This window comes from Microbacterium sp. bgisy203 (genome assembly GCF_965345155.1).
Classification (GTDB): domain Bacteria; phylum Actinomycetota; class Actinomycetes; order Actinomycetales; family Microbacteriaceae; genus Microbacterium.
In genome coordinates, this window is sequence record NZ_CBDRLZ010000008.1 from 25,641 (window position 1) to 45,045 (window position 19,405).

20 protein-coding genes and 1 pseudogene are annotated in these 19,405 nt (G+C 69.7%); 16 read left to right on the forward strand and 5 right to left on the reverse strand.

Going from position 1 to position 19,405, the window contains the following annotated elements; translation table 11 throughout:
• The first annotated feature begins 47 nt into the window (after positions 1–47).
• The 14 genes and pseudogenes from ACRVYW_RS11665 to ACRVYW_RS11730 all read left to right on the forward strand — a co-directional run bounded on the left by ACRVYW_RS11665 (position 48) and on the right by ACRVYW_RS11730 (position 13,109).
• Positions 48–716, forward strand: coding sequence for a DsbA family protein (locus ACRVYW_RS11665; protein WP_431804783.1), 669 nt, complete (start codon positions 48–50; stop codon positions 714–716).
• On the forward strand, positions 716–1,735 hold the full coding sequence (locus ACRVYW_RS11670) for a flavin-containing monooxygenase (RefSeq protein ID WP_431804785.1): 1,020 nt from the start codon (positions 716–718) through the stop codon (positions 1,733–1,735). Before ACRVYW_RS11665 ends, ACRVYW_RS11670 begins: the two co-directional genes overlap by 1 nt.
• A gap of 13 nt (positions 1,736–1,748) precedes the next feature.
• Positions 1,749–2,459 (forward strand): copper resistance CopC family protein, encoded by a 711-nt coding sequence (locus ACRVYW_RS11675; protein ID WP_431804787.1) that lies wholly within the window; start codon positions 1,749–1,751, stop codon positions 2,457–2,459.
• Positions 2,456–2,731 (forward strand): zf-TFIIB domain-containing protein, encoded by a 276-nt coding sequence (locus ACRVYW_RS11680; protein WP_431804789.1) that lies wholly within the window; start codon positions 2,456–2,458, stop codon positions 2,729–2,731. The genes ACRVYW_RS11675 and ACRVYW_RS11680 overlap by 4 nt, the downstream gene beginning before the upstream one ends.
• A gap of 77 nt (positions 2,732–2,808) precedes the next feature.
• Positions 2,809–3,342, forward strand: a complete 534-nt coding sequence (locus ACRVYW_RS11685) for a signal peptidase II (RefSeq protein WP_431804791.1) — start codon at positions 2,809–2,811, stop codon at positions 3,340–3,342.
• Positions 3,339–3,674: a DUF6804 family protein gene (locus ACRVYW_RS11690; protein ID WP_054679000.1), complete on the forward strand. Its 336-nt coding sequence runs from the start codon at positions 3,339–3,341 to the stop codon at positions 3,672–3,674. The genes ACRVYW_RS11685 and ACRVYW_RS11690 overlap by 4 nt, the downstream gene beginning before the upstream one ends.
• The gene (locus tag ACRVYW_RS11695) at positions 3,671–4,270 is read left to right on the forward strand and encodes a TlpA family protein disulfide reductase (RefSeq protein WP_045246899.1); all 600 of its coding nucleotides are present in this window, start codon (positions 3,671–3,673) and stop codon (positions 4,268–4,270) included. The genes ACRVYW_RS11690 and ACRVYW_RS11695 overlap by 4 nt, the downstream gene beginning before the upstream one ends.
• Complete coding sequence (locus ACRVYW_RS11700; RefSeq protein ID WP_045246898.1) at positions 4,267–5,034, forward strand: cytochrome c biogenesis CcdA family protein; 768 nt, start codon at positions 4,267–4,269, stop codon at positions 5,032–5,034. The genes ACRVYW_RS11695 and ACRVYW_RS11700 overlap by 4 nt, the downstream gene beginning before the upstream one ends.
• Positions 5,015–6,703: a cytochrome c biogenesis protein ResB gene (gene resB, locus ACRVYW_RS11705; RefSeq protein WP_431804793.1), complete on the forward strand. Its 1,689-nt coding sequence runs from the start codon at positions 5,015–5,017 to the stop codon at positions 6,701–6,703. The genes ACRVYW_RS11700 and resB overlap by 20 nt, the downstream gene beginning before the upstream one ends.
• Entirely contained in the window at positions 6,700–7,641 is a 942-nt protein-coding gene (locus ACRVYW_RS11710) for a cytochrome c oxidase assembly protein (protein WP_431804795.1), read from the forward strand. Before resB ends, ACRVYW_RS11710 begins: the two co-directional genes overlap by 4 nt.
• 3 nt (positions 7,642–7,644) lie before the next feature.
• Positions 7,645–9,264, forward strand: coding sequence for an apolipoprotein N-acyltransferase (gene lnt / locus ACRVYW_RS11715; RefSeq protein ID WP_431804797.1), 1,620 nt, complete (start codon positions 7,645–7,647; stop codon positions 9,262–9,264).
• Between the two features lie 313 nt (positions 9,265–9,577).
• Entirely contained in the window at positions 9,578–10,594 is a 1,017-nt protein-coding gene (gene ccsB / locus ACRVYW_RS11720; RefSeq protein WP_431804799.1) for a c-type cytochrome biogenesis protein CcsB, read from the forward strand.
• A gap of 129 nt (positions 10,595–10,723) precedes the next feature.
• Positions 10,724–12,703, forward strand: a pseudogene (locus ACRVYW_RS11725) (cytochrome c oxidase assembly protein).
• Positions 12,704–12,713: 10 nt separating this feature from the next.
• Positions 12,714–13,109 (forward strand): DUF4307 domain-containing protein, encoded by a 396-nt coding sequence (locus tag ACRVYW_RS11730; RefSeq protein ID WP_431804801.1) that lies wholly within the window; start codon positions 12,714–12,716, stop codon positions 13,107–13,109.
• Between the two features lie 39 nt (positions 13,110–13,148).
• On the opposite strand, the gene ACRVYW_RS11735 is transcribed toward ACRVYW_RS11730, so the two are convergent.
• Positions 13,149–15,185, reverse strand: coding sequence for a heavy metal translocating P-type ATPase (locus ACRVYW_RS11735; RefSeq protein WP_048809453.1), 2,037 nt, complete (start codon positions 15,183–15,185; stop codon positions 13,149–13,151).
• A 78-nt stretch (positions 15,186–15,263) separates the two neighbouring features.
• Between ACRVYW_RS11735 and ACRVYW_RS11740 the strand changes: the two genes are divergently transcribed.
• Positions 15,264–15,596, forward strand: coding sequence for an ArsR/SmtB family transcription factor (locus ACRVYW_RS11740; protein ID WP_045246029.1), 333 nt, complete (start codon positions 15,264–15,266; stop codon positions 15,594–15,596).
• Positions 15,597–16,006: 410 nt separating this feature from the next.
• Here ACRVYW_RS11740 and ACRVYW_RS11745 read toward each other — a convergent pair whose 3' ends face one another.
• Positions 16,007–16,594: a TetR/AcrR family transcriptional regulator gene (locus ACRVYW_RS11745; RefSeq protein WP_431804803.1), complete on the reverse strand. Its 588-nt coding sequence runs from the start codon at positions 16,592–16,594 to the stop codon at positions 16,007–16,009.
• Between the two features lie 295 nt (positions 16,595–16,889).
• On the opposite strand from ACRVYW_RS11745, the gene ACRVYW_RS11750 reads away from it, so the two are divergent.
• Positions 16,890–17,477, forward strand: a complete 588-nt coding sequence (locus ACRVYW_RS11750) for an alpha/beta fold hydrolase (RefSeq protein WP_431804945.1) — start codon at positions 16,890–16,892, stop codon at positions 17,475–17,477.
• 31 nt (positions 17,478–17,508) lie between these two features.
• On the opposite strand, the gene ACRVYW_RS11755 is transcribed toward ACRVYW_RS11750, so the two are convergent.
• The 3 genes from ACRVYW_RS11755 to rpsN form a co-directional block, all read right to left on the reverse strand.
• Positions 17,509–18,069: a hypothetical protein gene (locus tag ACRVYW_RS11755; RefSeq protein WP_431804805.1), complete on the reverse strand. Its 561-nt coding sequence runs from the start codon at positions 18,067–18,069 to the stop codon at positions 17,509–17,511.
• On the reverse strand, positions 18,070–18,999 hold the full coding sequence (locus tag ACRVYW_RS11760) for a hypothetical protein (RefSeq protein WP_431804806.1): 930 nt from the start codon (positions 18,997–18,999) through the stop codon (positions 18,070–18,072). It abuts the gene before it with no gap.
• A gap of 99 nt (positions 19,000–19,098) precedes the next feature.
• Complete coding sequence (gene rpsN / locus ACRVYW_RS11765; protein ID WP_431804808.1) at positions 19,099–19,404, reverse strand: 30S ribosomal protein S14; 306 nt, start codon at positions 19,402–19,404, stop codon at positions 19,099–19,101.
• Between the last annotated feature and the right edge of the window lies 1 nt (position 19,405).

Sequence of the window (19,405 nt, forward strand, 5' to 3'; positions counted from 1 at the left end):
GCGTGCCCGGGTTCTGTCCTGTGCCGTGTCTTGGTTTGGAGTACCCGATGAAAACCCCTGTGAAGGCGACGCTCGTCACCATTGCCGTTGTGGTGGTGATGGTGATCGCCGCGTTGATCTATGTCCTTGTCAATCAGAGCCAGTCCGCTCCACCTTCATCTGGGGGCGGTGACGCATCCCCGCAGGTGGTGCGGGAGAGCTCGCATGTCCTCGACGACGGCGGGGAGGGCGCTGTCACCCTGGTGGAGTTCCTCGACTTCGAGTGCGAGGCGTGTGGCGCGTTCTTCCCGATCGTGGAGGATATGCGGGAGCAGTTCGCTGGGGAGATCACGTATGTGGTCCGCTACTTCCCGCTGCCCGGTCACTTCAATTCGAAGAACGCGGCGGTCGCAGCGGAAGCGGCCGCGCAACAGGACCGGTTCGAGGACATGTATGTCCGGCTGTTCGAGACTCAAGCGGAGTGGGGAGAGGCGCAGGAATCTCGCGCCGACCTGTTCCGCGGCTTCGCGGAGGAGATCGGTCTGGACATGGCCGCCTATGACGCCGCCGTGGCGGACCCGGCCACGACGGAGCGGGTGGAGCTGGACTTCGAGGAGGGCCAGGCGCTCGGCGTGAGCAGCACACCGACGTTCTTCCTCGACGGTGAGCTGCTCGAGCTGCAGGAGTGGGACGACCTCGAGAACGCCATCCAGGCTGCGGTGAACGGTGGCCAGTGATGAGGGCGGGTTTGACGCATCGGCGGGCGATCATCGTCGGCGCCGGGCAGTCCGGGCTCGCGGTTGCCGCGGCTCTGAGCGCGGAAGGGCTGCGGCCGCAGCACGAGTTCGTGGTGATCGACGCCGCCAGCACGGGGCAGCGTTCCTGGTCCTCACGGTGGCATTCGATGGAGCTTCTCAGCGACGCCCGGCATAGCGCGCTGTCTCCGCGGCGGCTGCTGGGGGACCAGCGCCGGCATCCGCGAGTGGACGAGATGGCGGACTACCTCACCTTCGTGGAAGCCGGGCTGGGCGTGGAGACGGTCTGGGGCATCCAGGCGACCGGGGTGGAGCACCGCGGGAATGGTTCGACTTTGCTGCTGTCGACGACGGCAGGGGAGGTGCAGACCCGCAACGTGATCTGCGCGACGGGCGCGGCCGCGCACCCGCGGATTCCGGAATGGGCACCCCGATTGACGGTGCCCGGGGTAGTGCTGCACAGCAGCGAGTACCTGTACCCGAAGCAGATCCCCGTCGGCGACCTCCTCATCGTGGGCGGCGGGAACAGCGGCGTGCAGCTGGCCCGCGAACTGTCCGCGTCGCACACCGTGACGCTGTCCGTGCGAACCCGGCGGCAGCATCGCCCCGCGATGAGCTATCCCGCCGCAGCGGGGGAGAGGGTGCCGCTGTTCTCGCGGGAGCGTCGCCCCGAGCCGGTCTTCGGCGACAGCTATGAGCAGCTGCGCCGCGCCGGGGTCACGATCGCAGCTGCGGTGGAGGACGCTACCGGCGCCGTGGTGATCTTCGCTGACGGCACGCAGGCATCCCCCCGCTCGGTGATCCTCGCCACCGGCTACACCCCAGGCGACGATTGGCTCCCGGAACCGGCCCGCGTCGACCGGCCGCGGCGCACCCTGACCGGGCTGCCCGGGCTGTTCGTGGCGGGGATGCCGCAGTACGGCGGCCGCGGCTCCGACACCCTCGCCGGGGTGTGGAAAGACGCGACGACGATCGCCCAGCACATCATCAACCGGCCCTGAAAGGACCACCGCTTTGACCACCGTCACCGACCACGAACACCCGCACCGATCCGGCCCACGGAGACGCGTCCTTCTCCTGCCCACTCTGACGACGCTGTTGCTGGCCGCCGGGCTCCTGTTCGCCACCGCGGCGCCCGCCGCCGCGCACGATGAGATCGTCTCCTCCTCCCCGGAAGCCGGATCCACGGTCAGCGTGGTCCCGGAGGAGATCTCGCTGACGTTCAGCGGCGAGATCCTCACCGATTTCAGCGCCGTGATCATCGAGGTGGTCGCCCCGGACGGGCAGAACATCGCATCGGGGGATCCGGTCATCGACGGGACCACGGTCACCCAGGCGGTGACGCCCGGTCAGGCGGGCGTGCACACGGTGCGATGGCGGGTCGTCTCCAGCGACGGGCACCCGATCAGCAACGAGTACCAGTACACCGTCGAAGCGATCACCGTCCCCACCAGCGCCCCCACCCCCGAAGCGACCGAGGAGCAGACACCCGACCCGTCTCCGACGTCCACCGACACCACCGGGAACCCCGGTCACGGTGAGCCCTCCGGGGGTGGGGAGCTTCTGCCGATCTTGGCCGTCGCCAGCGGCGTGATCGTGCTGGGCGGCGCGCTGGTGGTCGTGCTCATGGTGGCCAGAGAGCGTCGTCGCCGCGACCGAGCAGCCGCGGCCGCCGCGGATGGTGGACCCGCCGACGACCAGCAACAGAAGGAGAACCCCTCATGAAATGTCCGGTCGACGGGACCGCCCTGCTGATCACGGAACGCTCCGGGGTCGAGATCGACTACTGCCCGCAGTGCCGGGGCGTCTGGCTGGACCGTGGCGAGCTCGACAAGATCATCGACCGTGCCGCCGACCTCGCCGGCGGCGGCCGGCAAACCAGCACCGCCCCCTATTCGCGGGAGGGCGACCACCGTTCTGACCGCGACAGGGATCATCACGGTCGCTCCGGGCGTCGGCGGAAGGAAGGGTTCCTCGGTGACCTCTTCGACTTCTGACACCAAAGGTCTCTTCCTGATCGCCGGTCTGATGGCCGGGGTATCAGCGGCCCCCGCGAACGCACGAGGAGCCGCTGATGGTTCGTGAGCAGACCCGGCGGTTCGCGGTCGCGTGCCTGGCCGCCGCTGTGGTGGTCCTGGTCGACCAGGCGACGAAGGCGGCCGCACTGGGAGGGTTGAGTCAGGAGGAGCGGATCCCGCTGCTGGGGGATCTGCTCGGGCTGCAACTCGCGTTCAACCCCGGCGCGATCCTCTCCCTCGGAGCCGGGGTCACCGGGCTGCTCACCCTCCTCGGGGTCGGTGCCGTGGTGCTGCTGCTCGTCGCCGCCGCGCGGGCGCGGACCGGAGGGTGGGCGCTGGGGATCGGCCTGATCCTCGGAGGCGCGATCGGGAACCTGATCGACCGGCTGTTCTCCCCCCCTGGGTTCGGGGTCGGGCACGTCACCGACTTCCTCGCCTACGGGAACCTGTTCATCGGCAACCTCGCCGACGTCGCCCTCGGCGCCGGCGTCATCGTCCTCGGCCTGAGCCTGTGGACCCGACACCGCCGCTCCCGCGCCAGTGCGGACAGCGCGGCGCCTGCGACGGGCTCCGTGGTGAGCGGGTCATGATGGCGAAGCAGCGGACCCCGTCCGTATACCAGCGCAACGCGTTCGCGCCGGGGCTGCTCGCGGCGGCGGTATTGTTCCTCGCGCCGGTACTGATGGGCGGGGACTGGTTCACCGTGGTGCTGTTCGTCGCGGCGATCTTCGCGGTCATCGTGGGGTGGTTCGCGATCCAGGCGCGGCAGTGGTGGTGGTTGCCGGTGTTCGTCGTGATCGCCGTGATCTGGAACCCGGTGTTCCCGTTCCCGTTCACCGGCCCGGTGTGGACTGCGGCGCAGCCGGTCGCCGCGGTCGTGTTCCTGGTCGCCGGCGCCCTGATCAAGGTCAAGCGCGCATGATCCGCCGCCGCGTCCTTGCCGCCATGACGCTGGTCGCGGCGCTGCTGCTGGCCGGGTGCACGTCCAGCGACTCGCTCGCGCAGCAGTACCGGGACGGAAGCGAGAAGGGCTACATCGCCGGTGACTTCCAGATCGTCGAGATCCCGGATGCCGACCGCGGGGAGCCGGTGGTGTTCGAGGGCGTCACCGAGACCGGGGAGACGGTGTCCAGTGACGACTACCGCGGCGGGGTGCTGGTGGTGAACTTCTGGTACGCCGCGTGCGGGCCGTGCATCGTCGAAGCCCCGATGCTCGAGGAGGTCTGGCAGGAGTATCAGGACCAGGGCGTCGCGTTCCTCGGGGTGAACACCTACGACCAGCCAGCCACCGCACTGTCGTTCGCCCGTGACAACAACGTCACCTACCCGAGCGTGATCGACGTGAACGACGGACGGGTCAAGCTCGCGTTCGCGCAGGTCACTCCGATCCAGGCCACCCCCACCACCTTGGTCATCGACCAGGAGGGGCGGGTCGCGGCGCGGATCATCGGGCAGTTGGCCAGCGCGTCGATCCTGTCCACCCTGGTCGCCGACACCCTCGCCGAGGACACCTCATGAATCCGGGAGCGGTGATCGTCGACGGCGCCCTGTGGGTCGCGATCCCGGTCGCGATCCTCGCCGGGCTGGTGTCGTTCGTGTCCCCGTGCGTGCTGCCGCTGGTGCCTGGCTACCTCGGCTACCTCGGCAGCACCACCACGACGACCGCGGCCCCCACGCTGGACGGGGGGCGCACGGTGACGGCGGAGCGCGCGCGGCTGCTGCTGGGCGTGACATTGTTCATCGCCGGGTTCACCGTGGTGTTCGTCGCCGTCACGATCCTCGGCGGCACCTTCGGGTACCTGCTGCTGCAATACGCCAATGTGCTCACTCGCGTCTTCGGGGTCGTCATCATCGCCCTCGGCCTGGTGTTCCTCGGCTTCTTCGGCATTGCCCAGCGCACCCTCCGCCCTCGCGCCCAGGGTAGGACCGGGCTGATCGGGGCGCCGCTTCTCGGGTTCGCGCTCGGCGTCGGCTGGACCCCCTGTATCGGCCCGACGCTCGCAGCGATCATCTCTATGTCGTGGAACCTCGGTGACCCCGCCCGCGCGGGCCTGCTCGGGCTCGCGTACTCGCTGGGCCTGGGCATCCCGTTCCTGATCCTCGCGGCCGGATGGGGGTGGGCGTCCCGATCGGTGACGTTCCTGCGCCGCCACATCCGCGCCCTGAACATCATCGGCGGGGCCATGCTCATCGCCCTCGGCCTGCTGATGGTGACCGGGCTGTGGACGGCACTGATGTCGCAGCTGCAACAGGTGGTGATCAATGTCCCCCTCCCGCTCTGACACCGGCATCGACGTCACCGCCGACCCGCTACGCCCCGGCGACCACGCCGACAGCGAATCCGCGACGGAGATCACCCAGCCGGCGCTGGGCATCACCGGGTGGTTGCGGTGGGCATGGCGGCAGCTGACCAGCATGCGCACCGCATTGGTCCTGCTGCTGTTCCTCGCGATCGCCGCCGTCCCCGGGTCCCTGTTCCCGCAGCGCAGCGCCGACCCCAACGGTGTCATCCAGTGGGAGCGGGACAACCCTGACGTGTTCCCCCTCGCCGATGCGGTCGGCCTGTTCGACGTGTACCTGTCGCCGTGGTTCTCCGCGATCTATCTGCTGCTGTTCACCTCCCTGATCGGCTGCGTGATCCCGCGCGCCAAGCACCACTACAAGGCGCTCCGCTCCCGCCCGCCGCGCACCCCGGCCCGGCTGTCGCGGCTCTCGGACTACCGGGAACTGACCTTGCCGAAAGAGGAAGGGCAGACCGACCCGGGCGCGCACGCGATCGACGTTGCCGCAGAGCAGCTGCGGAAGGCCGGGTACCGGGTGGAGCGCTACGACGCGCGCGGAGCCGCGTCGGTGTCGGCCGAGCGCGGCTACCTGCGCGAGACCGGCAACCTGATCTTCCACGTCGCCCTCGTCGGCGTGCTCGTCTCGGTCGCGATCGGCGGGTCGTTCGCGTACACCGGGCAGCGGGTGGTGGTGGAGGGCACCACGTTCGTGAACGCGCTCAGCGACTACTCCTCGTTCAACCCCGGCCGGTTCATCGACGGCACCGGCCTTGCCCCCTATTCGCTCACCCTCGACAACTTCCAGGTCTCCTACCGGCTGCCCGGCACACCCGGCGCAGGCCAGGCCGGCGACTTCTCCGCCGACATCACCATCCGCCAACCCGGGCAGGACGACCGGGCGCAGAGCGTGATCGTGAACTACCCGATCACCGTCGACGGCGACCGGATCTACCTGCTCGGCAACGGCTACGCTCCCACGCTCACGATCCGCGACACCGCCGGCGAGGTGGTGTACAGCGAGTCGCAGCCGTTCCTGCCGCAGGACTCCAACATGACCTCGCTGGGGATCATCAAGATCCCGGACGGGCTGCCCGAACAGGTCGGGCTGGTCGGATTCTTCTACCCCACCCAGGGGGTGCTGCCCTCCGGCGCGTTCACCTCCGTCTACCCCGACGTGGTCAACCCGATGCTGACTCTCAACGTGTTCAGCGGGGATCTCGGCATCGACGACGGCACTCCGAGGTCGGTGTACACGCTCGAGGTCGACGGTCTCACCCAACACACCGGCGGCGACACCGCCGCCGACTCCCTCGAGCTCACCCCCGGCGCCACCGTCGACCTGCCGAACGGATGGGGCACCATCACCTGGGAGGAGGTTACGGCGGAGGAACCGGTGAAGCGGTTCGCGTCGCTGCAGATCCAACGCGACCCCAGCAGCGGCTGGGTGCTCGCGTTCTCCGTGCTCGCCACCCTCGGCCTGTTCGCCGGCCTGTTCGTGCCCCGCCGCCGGCTCTGGGTGAAAGCCCGCACCGGCCCGGACGGTGTGCACCTCGAGTACGCGGGACTGGCCCGCGGCGAAGACCCCGCTCTGGCGCGCGCCGTCGACGAGTTCGCGACCCGCCACGCGCACGCCCTCGGCGTAGACCAGCCTGCGAAGGACACACCGTGACGACCGTGTGGATCCCGGACGCCCCGCCGACCCTCGGCGGGTTCCTCACCCCGGCCCCGCTTCCGGCTCCGGTGCTACCGCTCCTCGCGGGACTCCTCGCGGTCGCCTACCTGGCCGGTGCGATCCGGATGTGGGTCCGCGGCCGCGGCTGGCCGGTGTGGCGGACGGTCAGCTTCCTGCTCGGCTGCGTCGCCCTCGCCGCGGTCACCGGCCTGGCGGTGGAGAACTTCGGGTACGCCCTGTTCTCGGTGTTCATGTTCCAGCAGCTCACCCTGATGATGGCGATCCCGCCGCTGCTGGTCCTCGGCTCTCCCGGCACCCTGCTGCTGCGCGCCACCCCGCACCACGGCCCAGGTCTCCTGGTGCTCCGCGCCGCGCACGCCGGGCTACGCAGTCGCACCGCACGGTGGCTGCTCAGCCCGTGGCTGGCGGTGCCGCTATACCTGGCCGCGTTTTACGGTCTGTACCTGGCGAACTTCGCCGATCCGATCCTGTCCACCGTCACCGGCCATACCCTCCTCGAGGTCGGGTTCCTGGTCGCCGGGATGCTGTTCACCATCCCGATCCTGTCGTCGGACCCGCTGCCGGTGCGGATGAGCCACGGCGGCCGCGCCCTGGACGTGTTCGCCGAGGCCGCCCTGCACGCCTTCTTCGGCGTCTTCCTGATGATGGCCACCACTACCCTCATCGACGGGTTCGCCGGCCCGACGAGCGCGCTGGGCATCGACCCGATCGAAGACCAGCGCCTCGCCGGCGGGCTGGCCTGGTCCTACGGCGAGGCCCCCACCTTTCTGATGCTCATCTACGTCATGCACCGCTGGTTCCGCGACGACACCGCCCAAGCGGTCGCCGCCGACCGTCGCGCCGACGCACACGGCGACCCTGAGCTCGACGCGTACAACGACTACCTCACCCGACTCCACCAGAAAGACACCTGACCGATGCGCACGCCTTTGCCGACACCCGTCCCGGCCGCCGCGCCGGAGCAGGAGACGCCGCGCCGCACCGTGGCGGCATGGTCGCTGCCGGTGTGGGCGGCGGTGCTGGCATCCGCGGCCGCCGGCCTGCTGCTGGATCTCGCCTCCGCACCGGTGGGGTGGTGGCCGTTGACGTTCGTGAGTGTCACGGTCGCCCTGGTGGCCCTGATCGGCCGCAGCATCGGCGGGGCGCTGCTGGTCGGCACTGTGTTCGGCGCCGTGTTCTACACGACCCATCTGGTGTGGGTGGGGGAGTTCCTCGGCCCGGTGCCGTGGCTTGCCCTCGCCGGGCTGGAAGCGGTCCTGTTCGGCGCGGGCGCGGTGCCGATCGCGCTCGCCTACCGGTGGACCGCCCGCTATCCGGCCCGCGGCCTCGTGCAGCTGCTCGCGGTACCGCCGCTGATCGGGGTTCTGTGGACGGCCCGTGAGGTGGTGATGGGTGCGTGGCCGTACTCCGGGTTCCCGTGGGCGCGCCTCGGGATGACCCAGGTGGGCGGCCCGCTCGCGGAGGCCGTGTCGTGGACGAGCGTGACCGGCCTGTCCCTGCTGATCGTCATTCTGTGCGCCTCTGTGGTGCAGTGGATCCGCGCCGGCGGCATCCGCTTCATGCTCGGGTTGCACCCTGCTGTGAGCGTCGCCGCTCTCCTGGTGATAGCGCCGCAGTTCCCCACCGCGCCGGCCGGGGAGTTCCGCGTGGGATGGGTGCAGGGCAACGGCCCCACCGGGTACTTCGACGACAAGGTGCCCGGCGACGTCCTGGCCGCGCAGACCGCCGCCACGGTGCCGCTGTACGGGCAGCCGATGGATCTGCTGGCCTGGCCGGAGGGCGGCGTCGACGCCGACCCGCTCAGTGATCCCGCCGCCGCCGAGGCGTTGGACCGGGTCGTGCGCTCGGCCGGGGCGCCGTTGCTGATGAACGCCGCCACCACCCGCGGCGACGATGTCTTCAACACGTCCCTGCTGTGGACCGCGGATCCCACGGGCCGGCAGTGGCACGACAAGGTCAACCCGGTCCCGTTCGGCGAGTACGTGCCGGACCGGTGGTTCTACGAGCTGATCGTCCCCGACCTGGTGGGCTTGATCCAACGCGAATACACCCCCGGCAGCAACCCGCCGCTCGTGCAGGTCGGCGACGTCGGGGTGGGGTTGGCGATCTGCTTCGACGTGATCTACGACGCCGTGATCTGGGACGGTGCCCGCGCCGGCGCAGAGGTGTTCGTGTTCCAGACCAACAACGCCGACTTCCGCGGCACCGACGAGAACCTGCAGCAGCTCGCGTTCGCCCGGATGCGCGCCATCGAAACCGGCCGCGCGGTCGTCAACGTCTCCACGGTGGGCACCAGCCAGGTCATCACCCCGGACGGCACCACCGTCGACAGCATCGGCGTCGACACCGTTGACGCGTCGATCACCACCGTCCCGCTGCGCACCGGACTCACCCCGGCGGTGATCCTCGGTCCCTGGCTCACCGCTCTCATCGTCCTCGCTGCCGCCGGCGCTCTCACCGCGGCGGGGTTCTCCCACCGTGCCCGCACGCGTGCGGCCGCCGCAGATCGTTCGACTGATCCGGGGAGGCACCCATGAACACGCCACGGATGAGGCCTGCCGGAGGTCGACTGGCCTGGTCGCTGCGAACGCTGGCGACGGGCAGCGATCTCACCCTTCCTGGTGACCTGACGGCGGAGGAGTGTGGGTGCGCGCCCACGCCCGCGGAGAGCCGCGCATTCCGGGCCGGGGTGAGCCGGCGCACTCTGCTGACGGCGGGAACATTGAGCGCGGCCGTGGACTCGCTGGCCTGGCTGGAAGCGAACGCGGGCTGACCGATGTGCACGGATCTACCGCGCCACCCCGCTCGCGGGCACCCCCTGACCGCAACGACGAAGAGGACGACCCTGCCATGACCGGAACCGACGCGCTCTCCCTCGACGGCATCTCACTGCTGCTGGTGTGGACGGCGATCGCCACCTACCTGCTCGCGTTCATCGCGTACACCATCGACCTGGCCGGGCGCTCCGTCCCCGCCAGCGTCCCGCAGCGGGAGCCGGTCCTGGCCGGCGCTACCGCACGGGCGGGCCAGCAGACGGACAACGCCCAGAGTGGGTCGGTGGACAGTGTTCGCACGCCGCCCGCGCAGCGTCAACGGCTGCTGTGGGCGCGGATCGGGACGTCGCTGACGGTCCTCGCGTTCCTGTTCCACCTGGCCGGCACCATCCTGCGCGGCATCGCCGCGGAGCGGGTGCCGTGGGCGAACATGTACGAGTTCGCGCTGACCGGCACGGTCTTGATCGTGGCCGTCTACCTGCTGGTGCTGCGCCGCTACGACCTCCGCTTCCTCGGTGCGTTCCTGATCGGCATGGTGGTGCTGCTGCTGGGTGGCGCGACGGTCTCGTTCTACGTCGAGGTCGTTCCGCTGATGGATCCGCTCAAGAGCGTGTGGCTGGTCATCCACGTCTTCGTCGCGTCCCCGGCCACCGCCCTGTTCGCGATCGCCTGCGGCATCTCCATCACCCAGCTCCTGCAGGCCCGCCGGGAGCGCCGCACCCGAGCATCCTCGGACACTGCCCGCGCCGACGGTCTTGGGTTTCTGCGCACTCTGCCCGCCGCCGACGTGCTCGAGTCCCTCGCGTACCGGTTCGCGATCGTGGGGTTCGTGTTCTGGACGTTCACCCTGATCGCCGGCGCGATCTGGGCCAACGACTCCTGGGGTCGCTACTGGGGCTTCGATGTCAAGGAGGTGTGGACGTTCGTGATCTGGGTGCTCTACGCCGGCTACATCCACGCCCGCGCGACCCGCGGCTGGCGCGGCACCCGCTCCGCCTGGCTGTCCATCATCGGGTTCGTCGCGGTGCTGTTCAACTTCACGATCGTGAACATGTTCTTCCAGGGCCTCCACTCCTACTCCGGGCTCACATGACCCCGCACCCCTGCCCCGCCCTCTTGCCCGAGCCGAAAGCACGCACATGACCCCGATACTCTCGATTCCCGCCACCACGGGTGCGGATGCCACTGAACGCGGACAGCGGTCACTCCGACCGCGACAGGAATGACTCCTCGCGTCTTGCGGGTCGCAGGGCCTGCGATCCTCGGCGGGGTCGCACTCATCGCCTTGGTCGGGGCGTTGTGGTTCGGTGGGGGTGCTGCGCAGATCCCACTCGGCGACGCCGGCCCTGTTGTGCGCTGGGGGCTTCCGGTCACGAAACTGGTCGTGAATCTCGCCGCCGCGGGCATGGTCGGTGTGCTCGTGACCGCCTTGTTCACGCTGCGGGCCGGTGAGCGCGAGTTCGACGTCGCCCTCGATACCGCGTCGATCTCTGCAGCCCTGTTCACCGTGGCCGCGGGCGCGACCGGGTTCCTCACGCTTCTCAGCGTGTTCAACCCGGCCATCGACGCAGGCCCCCAGTTCGGTGCCCAGCTCGGCCGGTTCCTCGTCGAGCTCGAGGTCGGCAGGACATGGCTGATCACGACGGTCGCCGGCGCCGCCCTCACCGTCCTGACATTCGCCGTGCGGTCCTGGGTCGGGACGCTTCTGGTCGCCCTGGTGGCGGTGGCCTCGCTCGTGCCGATGGGCACGCAGGGGCACTCCGGCGATGACGCCTTCCACCACGAGGCGATGATGGCGCTCATCCTGCACATCATCGGCGCCGCGGTGTGGCTCGGCGGGCTCCTGCTGCTCATCGCCGTCCGTCCAGCCCTCGACCGTCGCCGCATCCCCGATCTCGTCGCCCGCTACTCGAGCATCGCTCTGGCCGCGTTCGTGCTCGTCGCCGTGTCCGGCACGGTGCGCGCCGCCATCGGCCTGCAGGAGTGGTCCGATCTGCTCTCGCCCTATGGCGCGATCTTGGGCATCAAGGTCGTCGCGCTCGTCGGCCTCGGCCTCTTCGGGGCGTGGTACCGCACCCGCCTGATCGGCAGGATGCGCAGCTCCGACGCGGCATCCCGCCCTTTCTGGATGCTCATCGCGTTCGAGCTGGCACTGATGGGTGTGGCCAGCGGCGCCGCCGCAGCGCTGGCCCGCACTCCGCCACCGAACCCGGCCCCGCTTCCCGAGATCCCCTCGCCGGCAGAACGCCTCACCGGTGCCCCGCTGCCCCCGGAGCTCACGATCGAACGGTGGGTCACCGCGTGGAACGTGGACATGTTGTGGGCGGTGCTCGCCGGGTTCGCGATCTTCTTCTACCTCGCCGGGGTGTGGCGGCTGCGCCGGCGCGGCGACGCGTGGCCTGTGTATCGCACGATCATGTGGGTCGCCGGCATGGTGCTGCTGGTCTGGGTCACCGGCGGCGTCGTCAACGTCTACCAGGACTACCTGTTCAGCATGCACATGGTGGGGCACATGCTGCTCACGATGGCGATCCCGGTGCTGCTGGTCGCCGGCGCCCCGGTGACCCTCGCCGCCCGGGCGATCCGCAAACGCGACGACGGCACCCGCGGCGGGCGGGAGTAGATCCTGTGGGCGGTGCATTCGCCCGTCGCCCGCATCCTGACGAACCCGTTCGTCGCGGCCGCCCTGTTCATCGGCTCACTGTGGGTGTTCTATTACACCGACCTGTTCCGCTGGTCGCTGTACGACCACCTCGGCCACCAGTGGATGATCGCGCACTTCCTCATCACCGGCTACCTGTTCGCGCTCTCCCTGATCGGCATCGACCCGGTGCCGTGGCGGCTTCCCTACGCCGGCAGGCTGCTGCTGCTCATCGGCGTGATGGCGATGCACGCGTTCTTCGGTATCGCGATCATGATGCAGTCGGGGCTGATGGTCGCCGACTGGTTCGGGTCGATGGGCCGCACCTGGGGTGCCACACCGCTCGAGGATCAGTACACCGGCGGCGGTATCGCGTGGTCGATCGGTGAGATCCCCACCCTGATCCTCGCGATCACGGTCGCGATTCAGTGGAGTCGCAGCGACGCCCGCGAGACCAAGCGCCGAGACCGGCACGCCGACCGCACCGGCGAAGCCGAGCTCGAGGCCTACAACGCACGCCTCACCGAGCTCGCCGACCGCGATGCTCGCAGCCGCAGATAGGGCGCACTACGTGACGACGAAAGAGGAGCTCGCCGACCGCTACGGTCGGGGACCGCGGCCCATCCGCCGCCGCGTGTTCGGGGTCACCGTCGCGACGGCGGCAATCCTGTCTGTCGCCGGGCTTTCGTGGCTGACTGTCTCGAACTCGCTTGACGACGTCGGATTCGACGAGACGGGTTACGAGCTGGTCGATGCGCGCACCGTGACGGTGTCGTTCCAAGCCACCCCGCCCGCTGGGACGTCGTTCGCATGCGCGGTGCAGGCATTGGATGAGGACTTCGGCATCGTCGGTTGGCGGGTCATCGAGTACCCCGCGTCCGAGGAGATCACACGAGCACTCGTGGAGACGATCCCGACCGTCGCGCAGGCAACGACTGGCACCGTGCAATCCTGCTGGGCCACATAGCCGCGCAAGGGAGGCCGTCGCCTGCGCCGGCTGAGTCTCTCAAGCGGTGGGCCTGTCTTCGTGGTCGATGCCGTGGTGCTCTTTGCCGCGCTCGAAGTTGAGCAGGCGGAGTGCGTTGCCGACGACGATCAGGGTGGAGCCTTCGTGGATGAGTACGACCGCGCCGATGTTCAGGCCGAGGAAGGTGGCGAGGATGAGGAACGCGACGATCGCGAGGCTGGCGATGAGGTTCTGCCGGATGATGCGGCTGGTGGCGCGGCTGAGCCGCACGGCGAACGGGACGCGGCCGAGGTCGTCGCTCATCAGCGCGATGTCGCAGGTTTCCAACGCGACGGTGGAGCCGGCGGCGCCCATCGCGATGCCGACGTCGGCGCGGGCCATCGCGGGGGCGTCGTTGACGCCGTCGCCGACCATCGCGATCGGTCGGTGGGTTTCGGCGAGGCGGGTGATCTGAGCGACTTTGTCCTCGGGGAGCAGTTCGCCGATCGCGGTGTCGACGCCGACTTCCCGGCCGACCGCGTCGGCGACGCGCTGGTTGTCGCCGGAGATCATCACGAGCTGCCCCACGTTCGCGCCCCGGAGCGCGCTGAGCACCTGGGCGGACTCCGCGCGGGACGCATCCATCACGCCGACGATGCCGAGGAACCGGTCGCCACGGCGGATGATCATCAGCGTCTGCCCGGAGTCCCGCGCCTGCGTGTACGCGTCGGCGAGCGTGCCGGTCAGCGCGAGTTGCTGCTCGTCGAACATGCGCAGGTTGCCGACGTCGACCCGCTCGCCGTCGATCGTCGCCGTGACGCCACGCCCGACGACCGCGTTCAGGTCTGTCGCGGTGAGGCGCTCGGCCTGGGGGACGCGGGGCTCGAGGTCGCGGACGATCGCCTCGGCCAGCGGGTGATCGCTGAGCGCTTCGACAGCGACCAGAGTGCGGATCAGCTCGGACTCGGGCACGTCGGCGGCGGGGGTGACGGACGTCACCCGGGGGGCACCCCAGGTCAGGGTGCCGGTCTTGTCGAACGCCATCGCCTTGACCCGCCCGAGCGTCTCGAGCGGGGCGCCGCCCTTGACGAGCACCCCGGCACGCGCAGCACGGGCGACCCCTGCCAGCACCGCGGCCGGGGTTGCGATCGCGAGCGCGCAGGGGCTGGCGGCGACGAGCACGGTCATGGCGAGGTAGAACGCGTCGGGGAACGGTTGCGCGAACGCGAGCCAGGAGATCAGGAGGGTGACGGCGACCCCGAGGATCACGGCGGGCACGTACCAACGCTGGAACCGGTCGATGAACTGCTGTGTGGGGGAGGCGGCCTGGTCGGCGGAGCGGACGAGCTCGACGACCTTGCTGAGCGTCGAGTCCGCGGAGGTCGCGGTGACCTCGACCTCGAGCACGCCGGACCCGTTCACGGTGCCGGCGAACACACGGTTGGCGGCGGGCAGGGTGTCGACGGTGCGCATCGCCCGCTCCGGGTCGGCCACCGGCTCCTTCTCCACCGGAATCGACTCCCCGGTGACCGCGGACTGATCCACCGCGGACACCCCGGAGATCACGAACCCGTCTGAGGGAATGCGGGAGTTCGGGCGGATGACGACGATGTCCCCGACGACGATCTCCTCCACCGGCACCTCCACCGGCTCGTCCCCGCCGCGGCGCACCAGGGCGCTGCGGGGAGCGAGCTCGGCCAGGGACTCGATGGACTTGCTGGCACGGCTGAGGGCGTATTCCTCGAGCGCGTGGCCGAGGCTGAACAGGAACAGCAGCACCGCCCCTTCCGCCCACCGGCCGATGAGGGCGGCGCCGATCGCGGCCACCAGCATGAGGAAGTCGACCTCGAACTTCCCTCGCATCGTCGAGGCGATCGCGGTGCGGAACGTGAAGAACCCACCGAAGAAGTAGGTGGCGAGGAAGAACACCAACGGCCACCCGACCATCGGCAGCCCCAACGCGAACTCGGCGATCATCCCGCCGGCGTAGGTCACGCCCGCGGCGATCGCGAACCACAGCTCCCACCGGGCCGAACCGTGGGAATGGTCGTGCGTCTCCGCAGCGGGCGCGGTAGTCGTCGGGGAAGAAGCAGTCATGCGACCAGGATACATCACAAGATCATGATATATTGTAGTTGTGAATGATTATCGTGGTCGGAGGGCACAATGGTGAGCATGGCCGGTACTGAGACGCGTCGGGAAGCAGGCACCCTGTCCGTAGCGGATGCTGAGCGTCTCGCCGAGATCATGCAGGCACTGGCGTCACCTGTGCGGCTGCGCATTCTGAGCGCGCTGAGTGTTCAGCCGAGCACCGTGACCGACCTCAGCGAACAGCTGCACATCGGACAGACGACCACATCGAACCATTTGCGGCTGCTGCGGCATCTGAGCCTGGTCCTTGGCACGCGCGACGGCCGGCACATCCACTACTCGCTCTTCGACGACCACGTCTCCGAACTGCTCGAGGAGGCCATCGGGCACCTCGAGCATCTGCCCGGCGGAGGATGACGCCTGCCGGAGCTCCCCGATTGACGAGAGTATTCCCGTTCACGTCGGGGGGCGCTGCTGCGGCCGGGGAGAGCGCGTCGCTGCCGGTTCGGACACGCTGCATGGTGTGTAGCCGATCGCCGCGACGGCCATGAGCTCTTGTAAGAATCCGCCACTACTCGCGGAATCCTGAACCCGAAACCCCAGCCAACTACCGTGGAATCGCGGCATTCCTCGCCATCTCGAGCGGGAACCTACAGTGCGGATGCGATCCGTGTGACGCGTGTGACTCACGGATTCCGCCGCTCGCCGCGGAATCGGATGAGCGACGCAGATTCGGATGCCGGTGGCCCCGGCATCCGAATCCGGTGCTCATCTCCGATTCTGCGCACTCCCGCTGGGTTCCGAAGGCGGGCGAAGGAGCGGGCGAGTCAGGCGGCCAGGACGGCGCGGGCCGTCTCGGCGAACGCGGGCGCGACCCGGTCCGGCCCGTCGAGATACCCGCCGACCAGCGCGGCGTCGCGCAGCAGCACGAGCGAGGCGGCGGTGCCGGCGGCATCCGGATATCCCGCATCGTCTGCGAGCCGGCGCAACGCCTCGCGGAACCACTCGCGGTGCTGGGCGATGAGCTCCCGCACCGGCCCCCGGTCGGGATACTCCGCGGCCGCGTTGATGAAGGGGCATCCGCGGGTGTGGCGCTCGCGGATGTCGGCGGAGATCGCCTCGATGACGAGCTCCAGCAGCGCGCGCGGGTCGTCGGTGACGGCGGCTGCGTCGACGAACGTCGCCCGCAGGCGCTCGTCCTCACCGCCGAGGTACGCCAGAACGAGGTTCTCCTTGCCGCCGAACTGCTTGTACATGGTCGCCCGCGTCACGCCCGCGACCTCGAGGATGCGGTCGACGCCCACCGAATGGATGCCTTCGGCGTAGAACAGGGCGGTCGCGGCGTGCAGCAGGCGATCGCGCGCGGACATCCCGGAGAGTGCGATCCGGTCGACGGCGACATCCGGTGTGCTCATCCACACATTCTCGATCATCTCGTCCGATCCTTGCCTAGATAGAACGTTCGGTCTACCATCTGACCATGACCACCGCGGCGAAGACCCCCATCGTCCTGATCCACGGCCTGTGGATGACCCCGAAGAGCTGGGACACGTGGGCGGGGCGCTTCCGGGCGGCCGGCCACGAGGTGATCGTGCTGGGCTGGCCCGGCGTCGGTGATCGCTCGGTCGAGGACATCCGCCGCGACCCCTCGGCGCTGCGCGACCACGGCATCCGCGAGATCGTCGACCACATGACGCGATCATCCGGGCGCTGCCGGTCGCGCCCATCATCATGGGGCACTCGTTCGGCGGCCTGTTCACCCAGATGCTCGCCGATCGCGGGCTCGGCGCGGCGTACGTCGCCGTCACGCCCGGCCAGCCCGCGGGCATCACGACACTGCCGGCATCCACCATCTGGACGGGTACGCCGATCCTCGCGAACCCCTTCGGCAAGCGCGGTGCGAAGCCGATCTCGAAGAGCCACTTCCACTTCACGTTCGGCAACGACCTCACGCGCGCCGCGTCCGACGCGATCTGGGAGGAGTATGCGATCCCCTCGGTGAACCGCGTGTTCTTCGAGGGCGTCGCGGCCGCCTTCAACGAGAAGGGCGGCGCATCGCACGTCGACTTCGGACGCACCGACCGCGCGCCGCTGCTCGTGATCGTCGGCGAGCGCGACCACGTCGTGCCCCCCGCGATCGGCCGCGCGATCGTGAAGAAGTACCACGCGAGCGGCAGCCCCGCTGTCGTGGACTACCGGGAGTACCCCGGTCGCACCCACCGCATCGTCAGCCAGGACGGCTGGGAGGAGGTCGCCGACGACGCCCTCGAGTGGGCGACAAGGCACGCGGCATCCTGACCTGCCCGCGCGGTCCGCGGCGATATCGCGCTCACCGAGAGCCCAGCAGGACGATCCGTTCGTCTCCCTGACCGTCGGCGACGCGCAGGACGACGTGCTCGCCGGCGGTCCGGACGACCTTCCGCTCCGGAGCCGCGTAGCGCAGCGAATCGACCATCTCGCCCGTCACGGCGTCGAACACCCGGATGTACGCGGCATCGCCGTCGTGGGGCGCGAAGATCTCGTGCAGGGGGAAGGGCGCCGCCGGTTCGACGATCGTCACCAGCTCGTCGCGCGCGCTGATCGTGGCGCCGTCGGCGACGCCCGTCTCCCACCGGGCGTCGCCGGTCAGGGCGTCGCCGACGACCACACGCCCGCCCTCGAGGCGAAGCTCGCTGCCCGCGCCGAATCCGATCGCGTCAGCCGGTGCGTCCAGGTCGCTCACCGCGAAATCGTCGGCGGCAACCTCGCGGATTCCGCCGGTCGTCGCGTCGAACACGGTCACGACCTCATCGCCCGAGAGCACCCACGCGTCCCCCGTGACGAAGGCCGTATCGCCGGGGAGCCGCTCGCACGCGATCTCGCTCTCGAGGAGCTCGGCGGGAAGCGCCACCTACAGACGACACTGCGAGCCCTGCGTCGAAGCGATCACCACGTGCGAGGAGGATGCCAGGACCACCGCCTGCTCAGGAACGGTCCGCACGACCTCACCCGTCGCCACCGACCGCACCTCGGTCGACCCGTCGGTGCCGCGGGTGGCGAACCAGGCCGGCGGTGCGGAGAAGCGCATCGTGGTGCCTCGCAGCACATCCACGCCGTCGAGGAGCGCGCCGATGTCGACCACCTCACGATCGGTGAGCGTCCACTGCGCCGCGGCCTCTTCGGAGTCGGCGTCGCTCCACGAGCGCCCGACGACGGGGCACGGCCCCCTCCCCGGGCACGTCGCGACGACGAAGCCGTCGTCGCTCGCCGCGATGATCCTTTGGCGCTCGGCGACGGCGACGATCGTCGGGCTCCCTGACCCCTCCTTCGGGTCGTACTGCGGGCCGATCGCCGACCACCCCCGCGAAAGCGGCATGATCCACGAGGGCGCGTTGTAAGCGTAGAACCCTGCCACCCAGACCTGCCGTGCCCGCGGATCAAGCAGTGCCGCCGCCCGCGGGTCGAGCAGCACGAGGCTGTCTCCCTGAGGGGCAGCGGCGAAATCGGACGTGTCGTCGACCCACGTCGCACCGTCGGCAGTCTTCGTCGCATACGCCGCGGCGGTCACCGCCCACGGCACCGCGACGCCGACGGCCAGCACCGCCACCGGCGCCAACCACGCCCACCACCGCGCACGGCCGACGAGAGCGCGCACCATCAGGAAGACACCGATCGCGAATAGCACGAGACCCGAGACATACCACCCGGTCCCGAACCTCCACCCGGCGATCAGTGCGGCGAGCCCCGCCGCCGACAGAGTCACGCCGAGGATCAGCACGGTGCGGCGTCGACGTGCGGCCGCGGCATCCGAGTGCGGCGTCTCTTCCGTGGCGTCGTCCATGGGGCGTCACCCTAGCGCGACCCCTCCTCCGGACGCCAGAGACGCGAAACGCCCGCCCCGGCGCAGAGGCCGGAGACGGGCGTTTCGTGAAGCGGGTGCTTACCAGCTCGACTTGGTCACGCCGGGGAGCTCCCCGCGGTGGGCCATGTCGCGGAAGCGGACGCGCGAGATGCCGAACTTCGAGAGGTGGCCACGGGGGCGACCGTCGATGGCGTCGCGGTTGCGCACGCGCACCGGCGATGCGTTGCGCGGGAGCTTCTGCAGGCCGACGCGGGCGGCCTCGCGGGCCTCGTCGGTCGCGTTCGGGTCGACGAGGGTCTTCTTCAGCTCGGCACGCTTCTCGGCGTAACGGGCGACGACCTCCTCGCGCTGCTTGTTGCGCGCGATCTTGCTCTTCTTGGCCATG

Bases quoted from the DNA above. Each gene is read 5' to 3' on its own strand.
- ACRVYW_RS11745 (WP_431804803.1), bottom strand. From the start codon at position 16,594: ATGAGCACACCGGATGTCGCCGTCGACCGGATCGCACTCTCCGGGATG.
- ACRVYW_RS11700 (WP_045246898.1), top strand. From the start codon at position 4,267: ATGAATCCGGGAGCGGTGATCGTCGACGGCGCCCTGTGGGTCGCGATC.
- ACRVYW_RS11680 (WP_431804789.1), top strand. From the start codon at position 2,456: ATGAAATGTCCGGTCGACGGGACCGCCCTGCTGATCACGGAACGCTCC.
- ACRVYW_RS11740 (WP_045246029.1), top strand. From the start codon at position 15,264: ATGGCCGGTACTGAGACGCGTCGGGAAGCAGGCACCCTGTCCGTAGCG.
- ACRVYW_RS11670 (WP_431804785.1), top strand. From the start codon at position 716: ATGAGGGCGGGTTTGACGCATCGGCGGGCGATCATCGTCGGCGCCGGG.
- ACRVYW_RS11695 (WP_045246899.1), top strand. From the start codon at position 3,671: ATGATCCGCCGCCGCGTCCTTGCCGCCATGACGCTGGTCGCGGCGCTG.
- ccsB (WP_431804799.1), top strand. From the start codon at position 9,578: ATGACCGGAACCGACGCGCTCTCCCTCGACGGCATCTCACTGCTGCTG.
- ACRVYW_RS11685 (WP_431804791.1), top strand. From the start codon at position 2,809: ATGGTTCGTGAGCAGACCCGGCGGTTCGCGGTCGCGTGCCTGGCCGCC.
- rpsN (WP_431804808.1), bottom strand. From the start codon at position 19,404: ATGGCCAAGAAGAGCAAGATCGCGCGCAACAAGCAGCGCGAGGAGGTC.
- ACRVYW_RS11665 (WP_431804783.1), top strand. From the start codon at position 48: ATGAAAACCCCTGTGAAGGCGACGCTCGTCACCATTGCCGTTGTGGTG.
- lnt (WP_431804797.1), top strand. From the start codon at position 7,645: ATGCGCACGCCTTTGCCGACACCCGTCCCGGCCGCCGCGCCGGAGCAG.
- ACRVYW_RS11735 (WP_048809453.1), bottom strand. From the start codon at position 15,185: ATGACTGCTTCTTCCCCGACGACTACCGCGCCCGCTGCGGAGACGCAC.
- resB (WP_431804793.1), top strand. From the start codon at position 5,015: ATGTCCCCCTCCCGCTCTGACACCGGCATCGACGTCACCGCCGACCCG.
- ACRVYW_RS11690 (WP_054679000.1), top strand. From the start codon at position 3,339: ATGATGGCGAAGCAGCGGACCCCGTCCGTATACCAGCGCAACGCGTTC.
- ACRVYW_RS11760 (WP_431804806.1), bottom strand. From the start codon at position 18,999: ATGGACGACGCCACGGAAGAGACGCCGCACTCGGATGCCGCGGCCGCA.